The sequence below is a fragment of the Mycobacterium sp. 155 genome (assembly GCF_000373905.1).
Classification (GTDB): Bacteria; Actinomycetota; Actinomycetes; order Mycobacteriales; family Mycobacteriaceae; genus Mycobacterium.
In genome coordinates, this window is record NZ_KB892705.1 from 3,437,978 (window position 1) to 3,457,742 (window position 19,765).

General features: G+C 62.6%; 18 protein-coding genes and 2 pseudogenes. 4 read left to right on the forward strand and 16 right to left on the reverse strand.

All coding sequences use genetic code 11. The features are described from left to right. Window positions 1-51 precede the first annotated feature (51 nt). Window positions 52-705, reverse strand: coding sequence for a PAS and ANTAR domain-containing protein (locus tag B133_RS0116420; RefSeq protein ID WP_018602578.1), 654 nt, complete (start codon window positions 703-705; stop codon window positions 52-54). Between the two features lie 372 nt (window positions 706-1,077). Here B133_RS0116420 and B133_RS0116430 point away from each other — a divergent pair, with 372 nt between their 5' ends. Both B133_RS0116430 and B133_RS0116435 read left to right on the forward strand, forming a co-directional pair. Beyond that, complete coding sequence (locus B133_RS0116430) at window positions 1,078-1,512, forward strand: MarR family winged helix-turn-helix transcriptional regulator (RefSeq protein ID WP_018602580.1); 435 nt, start codon at window positions 1,078-1,080, stop codon at window positions 1,510-1,512. Further along, window positions 1,513-3,204 (forward strand): MFS transporter, encoded by a 1,692-nt coding sequence (locus tag B133_RS0116435; RefSeq protein WP_018602581.1) that lies wholly within the window; start codon window positions 1,513-1,515, stop codon window positions 3,202-3,204. It begins immediately after the preceding gene. Between the two features lie 15 nt (window positions 3,205-3,219). Here the strand turns inward: B133_RS0116435 and B133_RS0116440 are convergent, their stop codons facing one another. Further along, entirely contained in the window at window positions 3,220-4,206 is a 987-nt protein-coding gene (locus tag B133_RS0116440) for an alcohol dehydrogenase catalytic domain-containing protein (RefSeq protein ID WP_232423313.1), read from the reverse strand. 107 nt (window positions 4,207-4,313) lie between these two features. Continuing rightward, the gene (locus B133_RS0116445; protein ID WP_018602583.1) at window positions 4,314-4,949 is read right to left on the reverse strand and encodes a GntR family transcriptional regulator; all 636 of its coding nucleotides are present in this window, start codon (window positions 4,947-4,949) and stop codon (window positions 4,314-4,316) included. Between the two features lie 152 nt (window positions 4,950-5,101). On the opposite strand from B133_RS0116445, the gene B133_RS0116450 reads away from it, so the two are divergent. Continuing rightward, on the forward strand, window positions 5,102-6,397 hold the full coding sequence (locus B133_RS0116450; RefSeq protein WP_018602585.1) for an MFS transporter: 1,296 nt from the start codon (window positions 5,102-5,104) through the stop codon (window positions 6,395-6,397). A 625-nt stretch (window positions 6,398-7,022) separates the two neighbouring features. Here B133_RS0116450 and B133_RS0116455 read toward each other — a convergent pair. From B133_RS0116455 to B133_RS0116495, 9 genes are all read right to left on the reverse strand, one after another. Next, on the reverse strand, window positions 7,023-7,265 hold the full coding sequence (locus B133_RS0116455; protein WP_232423314.1) for a helix-turn-helix domain-containing protein: 243 nt from the start codon (window positions 7,263-7,265) through the stop codon (window positions 7,023-7,025). Between the two features lie 756 nt (window positions 7,266-8,021). Further along, window positions 8,022-8,885 carry an urease accessory protein UreD gene (locus B133_RS0116460; protein WP_018602589.1) on the reverse strand — a complete coding sequence of 288 codons (864 nt, stop codon included), beginning with the start codon at window positions 8,883-8,885 and terminating at the stop codon, window positions 8,022-8,024. Next, complete coding sequence (gene ureG / locus B133_RS0116465) at window positions 8,882-9,505, reverse strand: urease accessory protein UreG (protein WP_018602591.1); 624 nt, start codon at window positions 9,503-9,505, stop codon at window positions 8,882-8,884. Before ureG ends, B133_RS0116460 begins: the two co-directional genes overlap by 4 nt. Before the next feature lie 13 nt (window positions 9,506-9,518). After that, window positions 9,519-10,208, reverse strand: a complete 690-nt coding sequence (locus tag B133_RS0116470) for an urease accessory protein UreF (RefSeq protein WP_018602595.1) — start codon at window positions 10,206-10,208, stop codon at window positions 9,519-9,521. Continuing rightward, window positions 10,201-10,659, reverse strand: a complete 459-nt coding sequence (locus B133_RS0116475; protein WP_018602596.1) for an urease accessory protein UreE — start codon at window positions 10,657-10,659, stop codon at window positions 10,201-10,203. Before B133_RS0116475 ends, B133_RS0116470 begins: the two co-directional genes overlap by 8 nt. 10 nt (window positions 10,660-10,669) lie before the next feature. Continuing rightward, window positions 10,670-12,376, reverse strand: coding sequence for an urease subunit alpha (ureC, locus tag B133_RS0116480; protein WP_018602597.1), 1,707 nt, complete (start codon window positions 12,374-12,376; stop codon window positions 10,670-10,672). After that, complete coding sequence (locus B133_RS0116485) at window positions 12,373-13,206, reverse strand: urease subunit gamma (RefSeq protein WP_018602598.1); 834 nt, start codon at window positions 13,204-13,206, stop codon at window positions 12,373-12,375. Before B133_RS0116485 ends, ureC begins: the two co-directional genes overlap by 4 nt. Window positions 13,207-13,357: 151 nt before the next feature. Then, a complete protein-coding gene (locus B133_RS0116490; RefSeq protein ID WP_018602599.1) occupies window positions 13,358-14,905 on the reverse strand; it encodes a sodium:solute symporter in 1,548 nt (515 codons plus the stop codon). 4 nt (window positions 14,906-14,909) lie between these two features. Beyond that, window positions 14,910-15,152, reverse strand: coding sequence for a hypothetical protein (locus tag B133_RS0116495; RefSeq protein WP_018602600.1), 243 nt, complete (start codon window positions 15,150-15,152; stop codon window positions 14,910-14,912). A 629-nt stretch (window positions 15,153-15,781) separates the two neighbouring features. On the opposite strand from B133_RS0116495, the gene B133_RS0116500 reads away from it, so the two are divergent. After that, window positions 15,782-16,792 carry a response regulator transcription factor gene (locus B133_RS0116500; RefSeq protein ID WP_232423315.1) on the forward strand — a complete coding sequence of 337 codons (1,011 nt, stop codon included), beginning with the start codon at window positions 15,782-15,784 and terminating at the stop codon, window positions 16,790-16,792. 274 nt (window positions 16,793-17,066) lie between these two features. On the opposite strand, the gene B133_RS0116505 is transcribed toward B133_RS0116500, so the two are convergent. From B133_RS0116505 to B133_RS25375, 4 genes and pseudogenes are all read right to left on the reverse strand, one after another. Beyond that, a complete protein-coding gene (locus B133_RS0116505; protein ID WP_018602602.1) occupies window positions 17,067-18,377 on the reverse strand; it encodes an NAD(P)/FAD-dependent oxidoreductase in 1,311 nt (436 codons plus the stop codon). A 499-nt stretch (window positions 18,378-18,876) separates the two neighbouring features. After that, complete coding sequence (locus B133_RS23815; protein WP_081618242.1) at window positions 18,877-19,203, reverse strand: WhiB family transcriptional regulator; 327 nt, start codon at window positions 19,201-19,203, stop codon at window positions 18,877-18,879. A 6-nt stretch (window positions 19,204-19,209) separates the two neighbouring features. Further along, window positions 19,210-19,368, reverse strand: a pseudogene (locus B133_RS23820) (pyridoxal 5'-phosphate synthase lyase subunit PdxS); the annotation flags it as partial. A gap of 2 nt (window positions 19,369-19,370) precedes the next feature. Further along, window positions 19,371-19,517 (reverse strand): annotated as a pseudogene (locus B133_RS25375) (pyridoxal 5'-phosphate synthase lyase subunit PdxS); the annotation flags it as partial. Window positions 19,518-19,765 lie beyond the last annotated feature (248 nt).

Below are 19,765 nucleotides of genomic sequence, written 5' to 3' on the forward strand. Positions count from 1 at the left end.
CGACCGGCTGCTCAGCTGGGGCCGCAAGGTACACGTGAACGTCAGTTGGTGTTACGTCGCGTCCGCGTCGTCCGGCGCTACTTCGGTGTCAGCTGCGAGACGTTGATGCACTGTGAGCAGCACGTGATCGTAGGTCGACTGGTCGACAGTCTCGCGAGCGATCTCGCGCAGATCGGTACTCAGCTGCTCGGCAAGGATACGTAACTTGACGTTGTGCTCCTGGGACAACCACTTGAGCACATCGAACGCCACATCTTCGCCGACGTTGTAGATGAGCATCAACATGCCCTTGACCTGCTCGATGCGGGCTCTGCTGTTGGCGATCTCCGTTATCCGCGCAGTGACAAGGTCCTGCCGCCGACGTTCGGCTTCGAGCCGCAGATGCTCCGCGGGTGTCACGTCGACATAGAAGCCGTGCGTGCCGATCACCGCGCCGTGGTCGTCGAAGAACTGATCTCCGATCACGACCACCCAGTGCACTCCACCGGCAGTATCGATGATGCGGTGGCGGCTGCTCAGCGCACCGCGGGTGTTGGTGATCGCCTCGATGGCGTGTGCGACCTTGTCGCGGTCCTCAGGATGCTTGTGGGAGAGCACCAGTTCCGTCGTCGGCGTCACCGTCCCAGGCTGGTAGCCGTGCAAGCGCGCAACCTGAGCCGACCACTCCCAGCGCTGTTCATCGAAATAGAAGCGGAACCAGCCCATCGGAGATGGCCCCTGGTCGGCAAGCCCCTCTGTCACCACATCAATCACATCGACATGCGCCCCACCTGCAAGCTCGGAGACGCCAGTCCCGGGAGTGGAAGCGCCGTCACCAGCCACAGCCATGACCACATCCTAATTACGGTGCGTCACCCAAGCCCTGACTTCAGAGCAGAAGCTAGCAAACCAACAGGTTCCGACCGGCATCTCCGGCGCCACAGCGCCGACGACCTCAATCGGATCCGGCGCATCACGACGTGGTAGCCGCCGGAATCAACATCGCCGGCATCCTCGACCTCGAAGATGACAACACGGAGCTGCCCGCCGTCATCGATCGAGTTGATCAGTAGATACTGATAAGCCTAGCCTGATGATATGCGTGCAAGCCGGGAGACCGAGCAGGTGGCACGGGCACTGTTCCTGTGCATGGGCTTGCTGCGCAGGCGGCTACGGCAGAATCCCGTTGCCGACGTGCTGACATTTCCCCAGATGGCCGCGTTGAGCAGACTCGACCGGGGCGGCCCGGCAACAGGAGCCGATCTGGCTCGGCAAGAGCAGATCAGCCCGCAGTCGATGGGCGCCACGATCGGTGAACTGGAAGCTCGAGGGTTCATCACACGGCAGCCCGATCCGACCGATGGAAGGCGAATCCTTCTGTCCATCAGCGCCTCCGGTAGGCGCGAGGTCAACCGCAGACGCGATGCGCGGGTCGAACAGCTCACCGCCGGCTTGGCCGATTTCACCGACGCCGAGGTTGCCCAGCTCGCCGCGGCGGTGCCCCTGATCGAACGACTTGCTCACCGGCTGTAGATGACTGTCGACGAGCAAACTGCCGAAACCCGCGACAATTACCGCTGGGTGGCGTTGACCAACACCACCGCGGCAGTGTTCATGTCCGCGCTCGACGGATCGATCGTGATCATCTCGCTGCCGGCGATTTTCCGCGGCATCCATCTGGATCCGTTGGCGCCCGCCAACATCGCGTACCTGTTGTGGATGATCATGGGCTATCGGTTGGTCCAGTCGGTGCTCGTGGTGACACTGGGCCGGATCGGTGACATGTACGGACGGGTCCGCGTGTACAACCTGGGTTTCACCGTCTTCACCTTCGCGTCGATCTTGCTGTCGTTCGACCCGCTCGACGGCGTCGCAGCCGCGCAGTGGCTCATCGGCTGGCGGCTGCTGCAGGCTGTCGGCGGCTCCATGCTGACGGCCAATTCCGCCGCGATCCTCACCGATGCCTTTCCAGCCGATCGTCGGGGTTTCGCCCTCGGGTTCAACCAGGTGGCGGCATTGGCCGGCCAGTTCATCGGCTTGGTCGCCGGCGGATTGTTGGCAGCCTGGGATTGGCGGGCGGTCTTCTGGATCAACGTGCCGGTCGGAATCTTCGGCACCGTCTGGGCCTATCGCCGGTTGCGTGACAACGGTGAACGCCACCGCGGACGCATCGACTGGTGGGGCAACATCACTTTTGCCGTCGGCCTGTCGGCGGTGCTGATCGCCATCACCGCCGGAATCCAACCGCACGGCGGACACACCACCGGATGGCACAGCCCATTCGTCCTGGGCACCTTGACCGCCGGCGTCTTGCTCCTGATCGCATTCGTCGTCATCGAGTCCCGCGTCGCCGATCCGATGATCAGGTTGAGCCTGTTCAAGATTCGGGCTTTCAGCGCCAGCAACGCAGCCACGCTGGCCTCGGCGCTCGCCCAGGGCGGCCTGCAGTTCATGCTCATCATCTGGCTGCAAGGGATCTGGCTACCGCTACACGGCTACGACTACGCCGACACCCCACTATGGGCGGGCATCTTCATGCTCCCGCTGACAGCCGGGTTTCTCATCGCGGGTCCGACCTCGGGTGCACTGTCGGACCGCCTGGGAGCCCGCGGTATCGCCTCGGCCGGCATGGTGCTGTTCGGGCTGAGCTTCGTCGGACTGCTGTTGTTGCCCATCAATTTCCCGTATTGGGCGTTTGCCGCGCTGATCGCGCTCAACGGTATCGGCAGTGGCATGTTCGCCGCACCGAACACCTCGGCCATTATGGGCAGCGTGCCGCCCGCTGAGCGAGGCGTGGTCTCGGGGATGCGTGCAACGTTCCTCAACAGCGGAACCGCGCTGTCGATCGGAGTGTTCTTCTCGCTCATGGTCGTCGGCCTGGCCGGCAGTCTGCCGGGCGCAATGACGACAGGTCTTCAAGACCGAGGGGTGCCGTCTGCGGTCGCGCAAGAAGTGGCCGCGCTACCACCGGTTTCGACACTGTTCGCCGCAGTGCTGGGCGTCAATCCGCTGGAGCATCTCTTGACACCGAGCGGCGTCCTCACGACACTGCCGCCTGCCGATCGCGACGCCATCACCGGTCGCGAGTTCTTCCCGCATCTGATCAGTGACCCATTCCATCAAGGGCTCACGGTTGTCTTCGGGGTGTCGATCGGTCTTGCGCTCCTGGCCGCCACCGCGTCACTGGCCCGGGGGCGCGTCGGCGACCACGACACGCTGAACTGATGTGAAGAGGCTGGGCTACAACGGCCGTCCGGATCTCGTGTCGAACACGATGCGGAAACGGGCGGCGTTGTTCGCCAGCCGAGTGAGCGCCTCGTTGGCCTGCGACAGGGGCAGCCGCTCGATCACTGGGTGTATGTCGTTGGCGTGTGCGAACCGCATCGTCAACTCGGTGTCGCGCGGGCTGCCGGTGAGGTGTCCGGTGAGCATCTGATGGTTCATGACCATCTGCGCAACTGGCACCTCAACCGAACCTCCGTCGACGCCGATCAGGGTGAGCCTGCCGTGGACGCGTAGTCCCTCAAGGAGTTCGGCAGTCGCAGCGGTCGTCGAGGCCGTGCTGAGGATCAGGTCGGCTCCGCCCAGCGCTGCCAGCGCCGCACCCGCAGCGACGCGGGAGCTGTCGATGTACTCGTGCGCCCCGAGTTGATGAGCGACCGCCTCACGCTCGGCGCCCCGCGCAATCGCGATGGTCCGAAAACCCATCTTCGCGGCGAACTGCACGGCAAGATGGCCCAATCCCCCGAGGCCGAACACTGCAACGGTGCCGCCGGCAGTCAACTCCGCCGCCCGGATGGCGTTGAATGTCGTCACACCGGCACATCCCATGGGCGCGGCATCGAAGAAGTCCATGCCGTCGGGGATTCGGCAGAGCGCGTCGGCTGGAACGGCCACCGATTGTGCCCACCCGCCCGGATACGACCGCCCGGTGATTTTCCGTTGTGCGCAGTGCACAACGTCGCCGTCGCGACAGAAGTCGCAAGAGCCGCAGCTACCGCCGAACCAGCCGACCGACACCCGGTCTCCCGCTTGCCATCCCCTGGTTCCCTCGCCGACTTCCGCCACTATGCCCGCGATCTCGTGCCCTGGCGTCACGGGGAAGGCGACACCCGCGCCTCGTGCTGCCGCGGTATCGAGATCGGCGCGGCACACACCGCTGGCGACGACATCGAGGCGCACCCATCCGCGGTCGGGCTGCTGCAGGGCCGCCTCCGTGGGTTCCATAGGTCCCTCTGGCTGGTTTACCGTCATCGCTGTTGAACCGCCCACCACGTGTTCCACCTCGACCCCCTCGCGCATCTGAATTTTGCTGACCCCGCGGATGCCGTCGTTCACTCGGCGAGGTCGTTGCTATGTGCCTGATGTGCGCGCAAATCCATTGAGAAAGCTGCCCAGTCGCCGTGCTTCGCTGTCCGCAGCAATGAGTGGTGCTCGGACATGACACGGTCGGGATCCCGGTTGACGATGGGACTGCGCAGAATCGACACATACTGACGGTCTTGCAGCCGATCGTAGATCGACAACATGACGGAGTTTCCCGCCAACTCGACGAACGCACGGTGAAACTGCATCGCCAGAGTCGCGAAGCCGGGAAAGTCTCCGTCGTCCAGCGCCTGCTGCTGTTGTTGCAGATTTGCCGCGAGTCGGTGGCCGAGGACCTCGCGGGCGCCGGCGTCTGCCAGTTGCACACCTGCCGATTCGAACGCGTGTCGCACCTGCGCCGATTCGCGAACTTCGTCAGCACTGAGTTCGCGTACCAGTGCGCCACGTTTCGGATAGATGGTGACGAACCCCTCCTGCTGCAGGCGTCCTAGCGCCGCGCGGACGGGAGTTCGGCTCATCGACATCGACGTCGCCAACGTCGACTCGCTGAGCATGGAGCCTGGCGCGTACTCGCCGCGAATGATGGCAGCACGAATGTCGGCATAAGCACGCCCCGCGGCGTTGACCGCCGTCTCGTCGCCCATCACGCCCCCTGCCGCCCGCCCAAACCGACTCCGACTTGCGCCTACCTAGAATACAACTAGGATACTAGATGCTGTCACCGACCTCGAGGCACAGCCGCCCGCCACGATCCCCGAGACGACAGGGCCCCCGACCAACCGAGAAGGGTAACGTCATGTCACAAGCGGATCGTGTGCCGCTCAACAACATCGAGCCTCTCGGCCAAGAGCGAGTCGAGAAGAGCCGCTGGAGCGACGACGACGTCCGGCGAGTCCAGAAACGCACTTTCGGTGTGGTGATCATCAGCCAGATCCTCGGCGGCGCTGGTCTCGCCGCAGGAGTGTCGGTGGGCGCACTGCTGGCTCGGGACATGCTCGGAGCGGAGAATGTGTCGGGCGTGCCTGCCGCACTGTTCACGCTCGGGTCGGCGTCAGCGGCGTTTCTGATCGGCCGTCTCACGCAGAGGTGGGGCCGTCGGATGGGGCTCGGTCTGGGATTCACGGCGGGCGGTCTCGGCGCTCTTGGTGTGGTGGTCGCCGCCGCCAGCGCAAACGTCGCACTGCTGTTCGGGGCACTATTCGTCTACGGGGCCGGTACCGCGACCAACCTGCAAGCCCGCTACGCCGGCACCGACCTGGCCGAACCAGCCAGACGCGGGACGGCGATCAGCGTGGCGTTGACGGCGACAACGGTGGGCGCTGTCGCTGGGCCAAACCTGATCGCTCCCATGGGAAAAGTCGCTCTCAGCATCGGAATTCCGGTATTGGCCGGTCCGTTCCTGCTCGCTGCCGTTACCTACACCGCCGCGGGACTGGTCCTCATCGCGATGCTGCGCCCTGACCCGTACTTCGTCGCCCGTGACCTCTCAGAGGCGCCGGCGCGAGCAGTCGAGCGTCCGTCGACCACTGCGGATCTGCACCCGAAAACCGGCGCCTACGTGGGCGCCATGGTGATGGTCGTGTCCCAAATGGCGATGACGGCGGTCATGACTATGACGCCGATACACATGCAAAGCCACCACCACGATCTGTCGGCTGTGGGCATGGTGATCGGATTCCACATCGCCGCAATGTACTTGCCGTCGCTGGTGACCGGCGTTCTGGTCGACAAGGTCGGACGATCGGCGATGGCGGCAGTCTCGGGTGTCACCCTGCTCGCGGCGGGCCTGGTCGCCGCACTTGCCCCCGGGTCGTCACTGCCGTGGATGATCACCGCACTGATCCTGCTCGGCATGGGCTGGAACTTCGGTCTGATCGCGGGCACCGCCTTCGTGGTCGACGCGACCGACCCGACCAACAGACCGCGAATCCAAGGGACCATCGACGTTGCCATCGCGGTCGCCGGAGCCGCCGGTGCTGCGTTATCAGGCGTGATGATGGCGAGCAGCGGCTACGCGGCACTCTCACTCACCGCCGGACTCGTCAGTCTCATCCTGGTTCCTACGCTGCTCTGGCACCGTCGAGTCGGCTGATGGACTTTCCTTCTTTCACATCGCTCGCGGGGTGTCGACGAATCCGGCGGTTAGTTTCCGTGCGGGCGAGCCGCTTTCGCACCCAACGGCCCGAAGCAGGCCGACCCGGCCGTAACTCCAAAACGGTGGGCGACACCTCACCCCCAGTGACCGGCATCCTCGTGCGCTGGCGGTTGAAGTGCCCTCGTTGACCGGGCCCCACCCCGTGGGGACCTGCCACCGGCGGTGGAACGCTTGGCCGTAACCGCGCAACTCGTCGCGAGCGACCGCGATGGCCACGTGAATCTCGTTGTTGCCGTTGCAGTATATGCATCTCATGCCCAGCGGTATAGATTGGGCCATCCGTCGGCGTCGATCTGCCGCCGCGGGTACTGTCCTTGAAGACGGACGGGAAGCTATCGCGTTCGGCTTGATGGAGCCCTCCGAGAAAACGGGGAAGTCTGGAGGACGCAGACGATGAGTTCGGGCTCGGCACGCCGCGGCGACTTCCACGTCTCGACTATGAACTGCGTACCGGTGACATATGTACGGTGAGAGATTCGTCAGCGCCATGCCTGGCCTGGAATTCTCTGATGACGATCATGAACACTGCAATTCACTCTCTCCGCCATAAGACATATGGGCTTCAGACGATGTCGATGACGAGCGCTGACGGACTCGTGCCCAACTCGACGGCCAACCGGGCGAGAACGGTCACCGTGCACCCACGGCATCCGTTCTCCAACTGGTTGAGGACTGAACGGTGAATGTCAGCGCGTTCAGCCAGGGCTCGCTGGCTCAGCCCCACCTTTTCGCGGCGTAGTCGAATGTTGGCCCCAATCCGGGCTTGGACTGTCAGTTCGTCAAACTGTTCGGCCTCGTGCATCATCGTCCTCTGATCAGCATTACATGTGTGTTGCCCGTAGTCTCCAAACTTAGAGAGCAGCATCGCCTTGGAACTGAGTATCACCAATCGCGTACTTCCAGTACGTCTCGAGATTTGGTCGTTGTTTGCGCGTGCTCCAGATAGATAGGCGATCTGTCACCGTTGAGCGCCAGACCGCGACCAAAGATGCAGCACTCCAACGATTTCCGGATAGTAAATCCCGTCGAGCGGATACAGATCGCCGCACCGGAGACTACCCGTGCAGCTACTTCCCGCGACTGCATCGCCGCCAGATACTCTTCATTTCTCCCGCCGCCATCGCGGGCTTGTTCAGCCGGTCGGACCGCTTCCAGATGCGCTGGGCTTCGCGAGCGTGGTTGTAGTGGCAGACCTCCTTGCTCGGATCTACGGCCCACTGATGCCGCCTCTACTAGCCAGCTCTTGCCCAGGAGGCCGACGCAAAAACGAACCCAGTGCGACCGACAGTGGAATACCCAACTGAAGTATATTGTCGCGCAAGATAATCCATCCTCACTGGGAGCTCCACTGTCTCCGGCCCCACTGGCATGTCATAGCCGCCAGCGGACCAGTCGGGGCGATCGGTCAGCTAGCGACCGAGAAGTGAGTTCCACTTTAGATCTGGATTTCGCTGCGGTCCCCGTTCCAGAAAATGTCGAATCTTTGACCTGGCTCGCTTTGGTGCGGCCATAAGTGTGGGCGCCGAGGAGGTCCCGCCAGCCTTCGGTGAGGCCGACGTGCTCAACATTTCAGGATGCGACGAGCTGGCTTGTCAGCCAGGGCCGGCCGCACCTGCCGCCACACCTCGTACACCGCGTCGTGCACGCGCCACGTGGCCGAGCCAAGGATGCGCACCACGAGAATCCCGCTGCGCACACTGGCGCCTGCATGGATCGTTTCGTCGGCGCTGAGTGCCTGTTCGACCTGCGCGGCCAAGCCATCGTCGGGGTGCCCGTAAACCACGATCGTGCCCAGTACGCAATGCCCGCCCCAAGTCCGTGCGATCTTGGGTATATCGGCCCCCTCGGCAATCAGGTTGTCGAGGTACCGCGGGACACCGTCGATATCTACCTGGAAGCGAGATCGTAACGCGGTAAAGCCAAACAGCTCATCGCGACGGAAATGTACCCGCCCCGCCACCATGACTTCGGCTGCGAACAGCCGCGAGGGCGAGGTCAAGCAGAACCGGGTGTCGCGCACGGCCCGGCACCCTGCATACGGGATCACCTCGTCCGGTACGTACTCCAGCAGGGCGTTGGAGCCCACGTCGAAGCGGTAGGACTCCGCGGAACTGCCGCCACCCTCGCTTCGGTAGAACTTGGTGGCTTCGGTGGTGGTCACCAGCGCCCGGGTGCCCGGCTCCATGGTCAGGTGGAACCGCCCGCTGTCGCCTTCGACGAATCCGCCGCCGGAGTTCTGCACCAGAAGAAACGGTTGGTCATCGTTGTCCTGATAATGGGCACCGTGCCACTGGTAGGGGATTCGCCGAAACGTCGGTTGTAAGCGCGTCTTGCCGCGTTCGACCATGGCGCGCACCACCAGCGACCCGTGTTTGCCTATCTCACCGGACGAGTACGCCGATGCGTCCAAGGTCGCCGTCGTCATCGCGGCAATGCTGCGTCGAGAAACATGAGATCGCGTTCGATCCACGCGATCACGTCGTTCAGGCCCTGCTCCGACATCAGATCGGTGAACAGGAAGGGTCGCTCCCCGCGTTGCTTGAGCGAATCCCTGCGCATCACATCGAGGCTGGCGTGGACCATCTCGGCGAGGTCGATCTTATTGATCACCAGCAGATCTGACTTGGTGACCCCAGGCCCACCCTTGCGCGGGATCTTGTCACCGCCGGAGACATCGATGACGTAGATGTGCGCGTCGACGAGATCGGGGCTGAATGTCGCCGCCAGATTGTCGCCACCGCTTTCGACGAAGATGAGGTCGAGATCTGGATGCCGGCTCACCATGGTGTCGACGGCATGCAGGTTCATCGAGACGTCTTCGCGGATGGCGGTGTGCGGACAGCCGCCGGTCTCCACGCCCATGATTCGATCGGGAGGCAGCGCACCACTGCGGGTGAGGAATTCGGCGTCCTCGCGGGTGAAGATGTCGTTGGTGATGGCCGCGACCGAATGGTTGGCCGACATCTTGCGGGCCAGCCGCTCAATCAGCGCGGTCTTGCCGGAACCGACGGGGCCGCCGACGCCGAGGCGAATCGGTTTACGCATTGGAGCAGTCCTTTCAGGAAATGCAGAGACGCGTGGTCAAGCGCTCGTGGCGCATGCTGGCAATCTCCAGAAGTGGTGTCATAGAACAGATTTCGTCAATAGACATGATGGCGGCTCGCTCCGCACAACGCTGCACCAAACCGCGGCTGTCTGCCAGTAACGCCTGCACGTCGCGCTGACCGAGGGGCAGCAAACGACCCACCACACCCACCAGATTCGAGTACGCGGTGAACAGGTACGCGTTCAGGGCGGTCTCCCGAGGAACGCCGTGTACGTCGGCATACACCCCGAACACGATGGCGGCGTGCCCGGCCGCGGTGCCGGCGCGGACCACGGCCGCGTAGTCCTGCACCTGGGTGCCGAAGGCCTCTTCGACCGTGCGCAGCGTCGCGCGGCCGGTCACCGAACTGGCTTCCAACGGCTCTTTACCGGACTTGATCGCGCTCAAGATGTGGTCCAACGCGAGCAGGTCGTCGAAGCGTCCGAGACGGTGCGCGTCATGCGCCAGCCCGACGATCACCCCCTCAGAGGGCGCCGCACTGAGCTCCATCCATTGATCAGCCCACTCGCGCAACGACTTTCGATCGACGATCAGCGCACTGTCCAACAGGGTCTCGAAGCCCGCAGAATGGGCATAGGTGCCCGAGGGGAATGCCGCACTGGTGACCTGCAACAGATACAGCAGCCCCTGGTCATCAGTCATGCGAATGTCCGCCCACCGCCCTAATGCGTTGCCCGACCAGGGGAGCCGTCGTACGCGTGTAGGCGATCCCTGCCTCGTCCAATGCCTGCCCGGTAGAGTGCTCGTACGGTGTCCGCATGGCATCGTCGCTGAAGCGGACGGGCCGGTGCAGGTTGCCCATCACGAAAGCGGCGGCCCCCCAATCCCTTGCCGTTGCGGGCGACACCACCAGGATGTCCTCGTCGCAGGCCTGGACGACTACGGCCACGTGACCGTCCATCGCCAGCACATCGCCGTCGTCGAGGTCGGAACCGCGATCCAACGAGATACGTACCTCACGGCCGCCTTCCGAACGCACCTTCATATGCCCGCGGGCGCGTTCGTCGGCGGTGAGGATCACCGGATCGATCTCTACGCTGTCGATCGTCTCTATCGACCCGAGTTTTGCGGTCACCACATTGTTGGTGCTCATGGAATCCTCTCTAACGCAGGTAATACAGCTGGCCCAGCGGCAATGTCTTCGCTGCCTTCACGGTGATACGTTTGCCGTCGACGGTGACGGCGTACGTCTCCGGGTCGATGCTGATGTCGGGCATGTAGTTGTTGTGGATCATGTCGCGCTTCGAGATCGACCTGCTCCGCTTGATCGGCCGCAACTCCTGGCAGTCGATACGGTCGGCCAATCCGTTGTCGATCGCGGCCTGGGTGACGAAGGAGTACGCCAACCGGCGGGGGTTGCGCCCGTAATAGCCGTATTGGGGGCGATACTTGAGCGGCTGACCGGTCATCAGCGAGCCGGCGGGATCGCCCATCGCCGACCACGAGATGAACCCGCCCTTGAGAATCAATTCTGGTTTGGCGATGAACATTTCGGGCCGCCAGAACACCAGGTCGGCCATCTTGCCCGGGGTGATCGAGCCGACGTAGGAGTCGATTCCGATGCAGATCGCCGGGTTGATGGTGACCTTGGCGAGATACCTCTTGATCCGGAAGTTGTCGTTGCGGTCACTATCCTGAGGCAACGGGCCGGTGCGCACCTTGCTGACCGCGGCGAGTTGGAAGGCGCGCTGGGCACTTTCGGCCGCCCGGCCCACGCCCTGGCTGTCCGACCCGATCATGGAAATGGCGCCCATGTCATGAAGTACGTCTTCGGCACGCATGGTCTCGGCGCGGGCCCGGCCCTGAATGAAGGCCATATCGGAGGGAACGGCCTTGTTGAGATTGTGACATGTGATGAGCATGTCTATTTCTTCGTCATAAGTGTTGAGCGAGAAGGGGTTTGTCGGGTTGGTGGAGCTGGGCAGAATATTGGCCTCGCCCACGCACCGCATCATGTCTGGCGCGTTCCCGCCCCCGGCGCCTTCACAGTGGTAGATGTGCATGACGCGACCGCCGATGGCCGCCATGGTGTCTTCGTAGAAGCCCGTTTCGTTCAGCGTGTCGGCATGCAGCTGCACCTGGAAGTCATATTCGTCGGCAACCCGCAGGCAGGTCCGGATGGCCGACGGTGAGCTGGACCAGTCCTCGTGGATCTTCATCCCCGTGGCTCCACCGAGCACCTGCTCGATGATCGAGGCCGGGTCGGACGAGTTGCCCTTGCCGAAGTTGCCGAAGTTCAGTGGGAAATCGGCCATGGCCTCCAGCATGCGCTGCAGGTTCCAGGCCCCTGGGCATTCGATGCCCACGGTCTTGGGCCCCGAACCGCCGCCGATCACGGTCGTAAAACCTGCGGACTGGTATTCGTAGAGCTGCTGCACCGAGTCGAAGTGCGGATGAATGTCGATCAGCCCGGCGGTGACGATCTGGCCTTCCACCGACAGGATGTCGGTGTTCGGACCGATGATCAGGCCCGGCGTGATCTCCATGACGTCGGGGTTGCCCGCCTTGCCGATTCCGACGATCTTGCCGTCGAGAATGCCGATGTCACACTTGATCACTCCGAGCACAGGATCGATCACCACGGCGTTGGTGACCACCATGTCCAGCGCGCCATCGGACCGCTTGAAACGGGACACCTGTCCCATGCCGTCCCGGATAGTCTTTCCGCCGCCGAATACCAGTTCGTCTCCGTAGGTGGTGTAATCGCGCTCGATCTCTGCCACCAGACCGGTGTCCGCGAGGCTGATGCGATCACCCGTCGTTGGCCCGTACTGCGTCGCATAGTCCGGACGGTTGATGTCGATGCTCATGAATTCGGCTCTCCGCTCGCTTCCTTGCCTGCCAGCATTTCCAAGGTCTCCCCTTCGAAGCAGTAGCCGCCTTCACGTAGGCGGCGCATCGCCTGCTCCTTGATCAGCTCGCTTCCGGTCGGACCGTTCGTAACGTCATTCATGCCCCTGGCAACTTGAGCTCCGCCCAGCCGGACCAGTTGGCAGCGGCGGCTCTGGCCCGGTTCGAAGCGCACCGATGTGCCGCTGGGAATGTCGAGACGGAAGCCAAACGCCGAGGATCGGTCGAATGCCAACGCGCGGTTGGCTTCAGCGACGTGGTAGTGCGCGCCCACCTGCACCGGCCGGTCCCCGGTATTAACGATATCGAGGACCAGCGTCTCACGGCCGACATTGATGGTGATGGGGGTCGGGGCGAACTCGATATGTCCGACCTTGTCCGGCTCGCCGACTTCGAACGCCTCGTCCGGAACCCTCGACTCGGGAATAGGCGGAGGTGCCCACGACGCCGCAGGGGTCTCGTTGTCGCCGTCGGTGGCCTCCCCCCGGATCGGGTCCATGACCGTCACAAGCTTGGTGCCATCCGGTAGAAGTGCCTCGACCTGAACGATTTTCAGCATCTCGGCGACACCGGTCATCACGTGCTCACGCCGCAGGATGGTGGCACCGTATTCCATGAGATCCGGGAGAATGGGAATGGAGCCCTCTCGAGCACGCTCAAGGACCTCGTCACAAATAAGAGCCACCGCCTCTGGCTGATTCAGCCGGATGCCCTTGGCCAGCCTCCGGCGCGCCATCTCGGCGGCAGTCCATAGCTGCATCCTCTCCTCCTCGCGGACCGTCAGGTGCATCTGCTCTCCGTTTCGAGTATTTGTGGGTTGGCTGCCACGTCTTCAAAGTGATTGCGGGGCAATAATTTCAGGTTATAAGGCCCCGTCTCGGGGACACTATAAGGAAAACTCCGTACCGGCGCCCGGCGCACCATGACCACTACGGGCCCGATCACCGTATCGGGCGAGGAGTGGCGCCGAGCCCACCTTCCGGCTCGGAGTCCTTAGTAGGTTCCGGGCTCAACGCGTCGGAGACCGAGCCGAACAGGTCGGCCACCCGCTGCTGCTCCTCTGAGGGCACTTTGGTGAGCAGTGAGATAGTCAGGTAGATGACTAGATTGGCCCCCAAACCGACGATGCCCGCAGGTACACCGCCCAGCGCGGGAATGGCTCCGCCGTCATCCGCGTGCGGAATGGTCAGCACCACCGCCACGACGAATCCCACGGCAAGGCCCCAGAAGGCTGCCGTGGCACTGCCACGGCGCCAGAACAGCCCAGCGAACAGCGGCACCGCGAGCTGGATGATGACTGCGTAGGCGACCTGTGCCCACGTCAGCAGGTTCCCGTAGCTGAAGGTGAGGTAGGCGAATGCGGCGCCGAGCGCCAAGAAGGCAAGCATGGACAGCTTCGAGACGATGATGCGTTGCTTGTCTGTCAAGGGACGCGCGCTACCGACGATATCGTTGGCCAGCTGGGTTCCGCACACCTGGATCCAAGAGTCGACGAACCCCATGCTGGCGGCGAGTACGATCACCAGGCCAACACCAAGCAACCATTCACCGCCGACGGAGTCCAGCAGGATGAACCAGCCGTGCTGCGGGTCCTCAGCGATGTTGGCGATCGTGGCCGCCGACATGGCCAGGAGACCGAGCGGCACGAAGAACCCGACAGTCATGGGGAAGGTCAAGACCGTTCCCCACTTGACCGACTTGATGCTGTCGGCGGTGTAGATGCGCTGGAAGGACGCGGGCCAGCACAATGAACCGATGGCACCAGACAGCACCAGGCCCAAAAAATAAAGACCGCCCTGCGGGGAGTTGAAGCCTGGGATGACGAATTTGGCGGGGGGCAGTTCGGATAGGGCGACTAAGCCGTGGAACTCGGTGAACAGGAGGACGACGCAAATCACCGCCGTGAGGCCATAGGCAACGATGCCCTGCCACACATCGCTGATGATCAAGCCACGCATACCCATCTGTACCGTCCAGAGCTGCCGGACCGCGATGATGAGCACACCGATGATCAGTGCCGGTACGACTCCGATCTTGCCGAAAGTGGCCCATCGTACGATTTCGCCCATGGCTTGCATGCCAAGGACGATCCACGGGAAGCTAGCTGCCACTCCGATGACGCTGGCGAGCATTTTGAGCCGGCCACTGTCGAAGCGCAGACCGATGAGGTCGGGCTGGGTGAACAGTTTGTACTTCTTGCCCCAACCCCAGGCGCGGGTGGCCATCAGATACATCGCGCAAGCGCCCAGTACGGAGTAGAGCAACAGGTAGAATCCGATGACGCCGGAGCCGGCCAACACGCCGAAGAAGGCGACGAAAGTGGTTCCGGGCCACCACGCATTCATGTACGACATAGCGATGTAGAACCCGGAGAAGGAACGTCCACCTACGGCGTACCCGTCGAAAGTCTTATCCTTCTTATAGCTCATGTAGAGCACGAGCACGACCGAGGCGAAAAATAGAGTGAGCAAGCCGATTGTCACGACCATGGCGTTAGTCCCCGATCTCGTTTCGAACGACTTCGATGTAGTAAGCGGTGACGACCGATAACGTGACCAGGGCCGCCACGGCGAGCATGTAGACGATCCCGATCGGCAAGCCAAGGATCTCCCACTTCTTTCCTGAGATCGATAGGTACAGCGGCGGGAACACTGACATGAGTGCGGCCACCAGATATGGAGCCAGGATCAGAATCCGGACTGTGCGCGGTTGGGCGCGCTCGATCAGAGAACGCATGACGATGACCTTCCAGTAGCTGCCCGAGCATGCGGCACTCAGAGAAAATGGAACGAGGCAGTGAGAGCGCCCATTCAGCGCAATTCCGCGTCGACTACCGAATCTCTCTGAGCACCAATGCATCTGACATGCGATTTATCATTTTCTGGGACACAACCTTCATGGAAATCGTCGATGATGACGACCGATGTTGCGCTCGCAGTGTGCTTGCCGTTACGGCGAACTCAATTCTGCGACGCATGCACGCGGGATTTGCATACGGAGTTCTCCCCATCTTTGCCGCACTGCGGCACACCACTTCGCGTCGCACGGTGCTGATCACCGCAAGGAGGGCGATGCCGGCGTCGCCAGCGGCCACTTATATCGCGGTGGCGATGCCGAACAGTAGATTCGGCCACAGCGTTGCGTGCCAAGCCCCGCCACTGAGCAGTCTCAGCCCAGTCTTCCAGCGGTCACTCTCCAATCATCGAAGGGCCCGCACCTTTCGACAACAGCTACCTTGCTCGATTTTCGACCGAAACCGGCAGGATGCTGGCCTGCACTGGCTTAACATAACCACCTGATGGCGCGATGACCGCTGCCGACCACAAGGTGAAGGCCTCGACCACAAGGTGAAGTCTGGAGTAGAAATGGATCTTCGAACGTCGATGACGTCCGCAGACATCGTGAACGTCCTTGATATCAACTCCGCCGTTGCCACGATGCCAAGCGGCGGGAATACCGCTGCGACTGCGGATTCCGTTCTGGAGCAGATTCACTCGTCGATCCCCTATGTGGCAGCCAGCTTGCAGGTGTGGGACCCCATCAACGGATGTCATCGGACGATCGCCAATCGGGGGTACTCAGAGACAGAGATCGCCCACCTGGACACCTGGTTCGTCGCGCAGGACGAGGCGTTCCGATATATGCGTGATGTGGACAGGGATCCCCTGCGGTGGGCTGATATGCCATTCGACTATCGGTCGTTCTACTCGGCGCAGACCCACTGGCTGCCTGCAGGGTACCGGGAAGGAGTGACGACCTGTCTGTTCGCAGCAGACGGCCGCTACACCGGAAACCTGCACCTGAACACCGATTCAGTCAAGTATCCCAGCGACAGTAATCGCGGCGCGCTGACCGCACTGCAGCCGATTCTGGCCATCCTCACCGACGTGCTGCGGGAACCCGCCCACATCGCGAGCATCATCGAGCCCGACGCACACTGCACGATCGTGAGCGGCGAAAGCGAATGCCACGACGTCCCGGGACGATTCAGTGGACCCTGGCTGGCGACCGGAACCGTTCTGGTGCAGGCCGTCACGGCTGGCGCTTCAGTGCACTCCCGGCACTGGCGAGGTTTGTGGCAGGACCAGGACGGCGGATGGCACCGCGTTTCGCGTACTCCGTTGCCTTCTGGTTTCCTTGTCACCGAGCGTTCGACATCGGTTCCTCACCGATTGACCGTTCGCGAACTGGAGGTCCTCACGCTGCTCGAACGCAGTCGGACCACCACCCAAATCGCTACCGAGCTCACCATCTCTGCCAAAACTGCCGGCAAGCACATCGAGAACGTCATGGCCAAGCTTGGATGCTCATCGCGCACTGGCGCAGCCGTCGTCGCACTCGACGAAGGTTTGTTACTCCTCGGTTGCGCCCGCTGAGGCGAGGCATCCCCGAACCACCGCGCTGCGGTGACAGGCTGCCCCTGCGTGAGTGAGACTACCTGTTCGTGGCCGAGTGCTCATGCTTATCGAGTCTGACAGCAGGGCGAACGCATCGAATCATCAGGATATCGAATACTGTTGTGCGCGTTTGGATATCGAATACCGTAAAGCGGCGTCTATGTCAGCCCGAAAAAGGCGATGTGCCAGAGTTTGAGCGGACGCTTGAGCTCGGGCATCGCGGGCGTTAAACGCACTTATGGAAATGGCCATTTCATACTCCCGGCTGGATGATTTCGGCGATGGCTCGAGCTTGTTCGATGCCGCTCTCCAGGGCGCCGTCGATGAAGCTACCCCAGCCGCGGGCATATATGGATCCGGCGAAGTACACGCGCCCGTGGGGTCGGCGCAGGTCGGCGAAGTGATGGGTCAGCTGCCCTGGCCGCAGCATCGGCCATGTTTCGCCTGCGAATTCGTCGGCGACCCAGTTGTGACCGAAGCTGTCGACCACGTCAGCGTCGGGGATCCATAGCCGAAGTGCCTGCTCGACAGCGGCGCGATCACATGGGTCGAACGCCTCGGCGTCGGGTCCGAAGCCGACGACGATGGTGTCGCCGTGGACGTGGCCTTCGACTTGCGCTGCAGTCAACGGAAATCGCGGCGGAGCGATCGCCAGAAACGGTTCGTAGTCGCCACGCAGGCGCGCCCACACCTTCGTGCCTCTCGCCATCTGCCCTTCGGTGATCATTGCCCGCTTACCGTCAGACAGTGGCGGCGTGAAGTCGATGCGCTGCAGTGTCGACAGCGGCACCGTCACGATCGCGGCGGCCGCGTTGAGCTGCTCACCGTTATCCAGAGTCACGATGACGCGATTCGCCTGCTGCTCGATTGCGGTCACCTGGGTAGTCAGCCGAATCTCGCCGCGGGCGTCGGCGGCCATGCGGGCCGCGAGCGCGCTGGTGCCCTCGGCGATCTTGAACCCGCCGGTCATGTCGAAGTGTTGGTCCCAGTCGCCATTGGCGAACACCCACCAGCGGAAGGTCTGGCTCATCGCCACCTCGCCGGGTTGGCCGCTAGAGTCGGTCGCTATCAGTGCGTCGACGAGATCACGTTCCACCGCACTCAGTTCGAGCCGATCGAGATACTCAGGTACTGCTAGCTTGTCGACATCCCCGACTCGGATACCGGCAAGGGGCCGATACGGGTGTGGCAGATAGTCACGCGCGGACTGCATCAAGTCGCGGATCCGTTGGGCCGCGAGCTCGTTAAATTCGCCGACAGTGCCACTGTGCAATGCCCCGTCGGCGTACCAGTAGGCGAGCGACGCGTCAGCGGCGCCGGCGACGACGACGCCCAAGCCGTAGCGAGAGAGTTCGGCCCATACGTGCGGCTGGTGCCAGTGCACATAAGCACCGCCCATCTCAAGGCGGATGCCCCACCGTTGTTCGGTATGCGTGCGGCCACCGATGCGGTTTCGCGCTTCAACAGTGGTGACTCGCAAGCCAAGCCAGCCGAGTTCACGGGCGGCAGCCAGGCCTGCGAAGCCAGCGCCTATCACGACAACGTCAATATCGTCTTGTGCCATGCTGGATGTTCCTTCCATTGTCAGTTCCAGATGTGGCGCCGTCGGCGGCGCAGTCGTAGTGGGGCCAGGGTGGACCGATAGATGGATCAGAATTGTTCGGCAACAGTAGTTTTGGATCACCGGCGTCCCCCTGCCGTACCTTGAATTCCTCGTGGGCGGCAGCCGGCGCATTCGGCTCGAGTAGCAGACGGACAAATGTGTCCGCGATCGTCGGGTCGATCGCGACGGGAAACCTCCGAGGGTGTTCAGCACCCAGGCCGGGTAGGCGAGCCCGTCGGGACGGAGCGCAAGTGTGGGACGCGCTAGGTGCCCCGCCAACACCTGGTTTCGTCCGACAGGATTAGGATCGCGTTGAGCAAACGGGGAGCAAACGGTGACTTCTCCGGCTACGTCGGGAGTCGTGTCTGGGGTGCTAACCGACACCGACCACCTAGGATTTTGCCTCAGCACAGCGCGGTGTCTCAGCGGCATGCGCAGAGATCTCGAGAGTGGGCGATCGTCAACCGTGGTCTTTACTTGGCGCAGGTCGGTGCGTGCGGATGTGAACCTTACGGGCAAACAATGAGCGGGCGCGATCCTCCTCAGACATTCCGCCCCATGTTCCGAAGGCTTCCTGAAACACAATCGCGTGGTCCCGGCATTGGTCCGCCACCGGACAGTCCGCACACACCTGCTTGGCACGCTTCTGACGTTCCTGTCGCGCGTGACCTCGCTCACCATCGGGATGGAAGAACAGGCTGGGATCTACCGTCCTGCATTTGGCACGCAATTGCCATTCCCACTCGTCATCCGACCTGCACGCAGGTGAGTGGAAGATAGCAGGCATTACAAATCACCGGCCACGCTCGGCGAGCCGATGCGGCTGGCCGATGTCCTCCACGTTAATGCCGATCATGGCCTCCCCCAGGCCGCACGACACCTTGGCCAGCACATCGAGATCGTCGTAGAACGTGGTGGCTTTCACGATCGTCGCGGCCCGCTGAGCCGGACTATCATGACGGCCACCGCACCGGCGACCTCGGCGATCTTCGCCTGCTCAGGAGTGACGACATCCGTGATGACGCCACCCTTAAGCATCTCAGCCGTACCACGCTTGACTCGCGCGGTACCCACGCCGGCTGGCGCTGAGCCTTCGGAGATCACTAGCTATGCCTCCCTGCAAGATGGCGAGCAATTGGTGTCAGCGGTCGAGCATTACCGTGCCGTATTGCCGAATGTCTCATGCCGCCAATGCATGTGGCATACGAAGCGGCTTAAGCTGAGAGCTAACCGTGATGGGTCGACCGTTGACCGCTGACGTTGTTCTCGCAGCGTGTTTTCCGTGATGGCGAAACCAATTCTGCGATGAGGTCCGCATGAATTGGATACGGAGTTCTCCCCATCTTTGC

Bases quoted from the DNA above. Each gene is read 5' to 3' on its own strand.
- B133_RS0116475 (WP_018602596.1), bottom strand. From the start codon at position 10,659: ATGAGCACCAACAATGTGGTGACCGCAAAACTCGGGTCGATAGAGACG.
- ureC (WP_018602597.1), bottom strand. From the start codon at position 12,376: ATGAGCATCGACATCAACCGTCCGGACTATGCGACGCAGTACGGGCCA.
- B133_RS0116485 (WP_018602598.1), bottom strand. From the start codon at position 13,206: ATGCACCTGACGGTCCGCGAGGAGGAGAGGATGCAGCTATGGACTGCC.
- B133_RS0116500 (WP_232423315.1), top strand. From the start codon at position 15,782: ATGGATCTTCGAACGTCGATGACGTCCGCAGACATCGTGAACGTCCTT.
- B133_RS0116440 (WP_232423313.1), bottom strand. From the start codon at position 4,206: ATGGAACCCACGGAGGCGGCCCTGCAGCAGCCCGACCGCGGATGGGTG.
- B133_RS0116505 (WP_018602602.1), bottom strand. From the start codon at position 18,377: ATGGCACAAGACGATATTGACGTTGTCGTGATAGGCGCTGGCTTCGCA.
- B133_RS23815 (WP_081618242.1), bottom strand. From the start codon at position 19,203: ATGCCTGCTATCTTCCACTCACCTGCGTGCAGGTCGGATGACGAGTGG.
- B133_RS0116445 (WP_018602583.1), bottom strand. From the start codon at position 4,949: ATGGGCGACGAGACGGCGGTCAACGCCGCGGGGCGTGCTTATGCCGAC.
- B133_RS0116460 (WP_018602589.1), bottom strand. From the start codon at position 8,885: ATGACGACGGCGACCTTGGACGCATCGGCGTACTCGTCCGGTGAGATA.
- B133_RS0116495 (WP_018602600.1), bottom strand. From the start codon at position 15,152: ATGCGTTCTCTGATCGAGCGCGCCCAACCGCGCACAGTCCGGATTCTG.
- B133_RS0116470 (WP_018602595.1), bottom strand. From the start codon at position 10,208: ATGACTGATGACCAGGGGCTGCTGTATCTGTTGCAGGTCACCAGTGCG.
- ureG (WP_018602591.1), bottom strand. From the start codon at position 9,505: ATGCGTAAACCGATTCGCCTCGGCGTCGGCGGCCCCGTCGGTTCCGGC.
- B133_RS0116430 (WP_018602580.1), top strand. From the start codon at position 1,078: ATGCGTGCAAGCCGGGAGACCGAGCAGGTGGCACGGGCACTGTTCCTG.
- B133_RS0116435 (WP_018602581.1), top strand. From the start codon at position 1,513: ATGACTGTCGACGAGCAAACTGCCGAAACCCGCGACAATTACCGCTGG.
- B133_RS0116450 (WP_018602585.1), top strand. From the start codon at position 5,102: ATGTCACAAGCGGATCGTGTGCCGCTCAACAACATCGAGCCTCTCGGC.
- B133_RS0116420 (WP_018602578.1), bottom strand. From the start codon at position 705: ATGGGCTGGTTCCGCTTCTATTTCGATGAACAGCGCTGGGAGTGGTCG.
- B133_RS0116490 (WP_018602599.1), bottom strand. From the start codon at position 14,905: ATGGTCGTGACAATCGGCTTGCTCACTCTATTTTTCGCCTCGGTCGTG.
- B133_RS0116455 (WP_232423314.1), bottom strand. From the start codon at position 7,265: ATGATGCACGAGGCCGAACAGTTTGACGAACTGACAGTCCAAGCCCGG.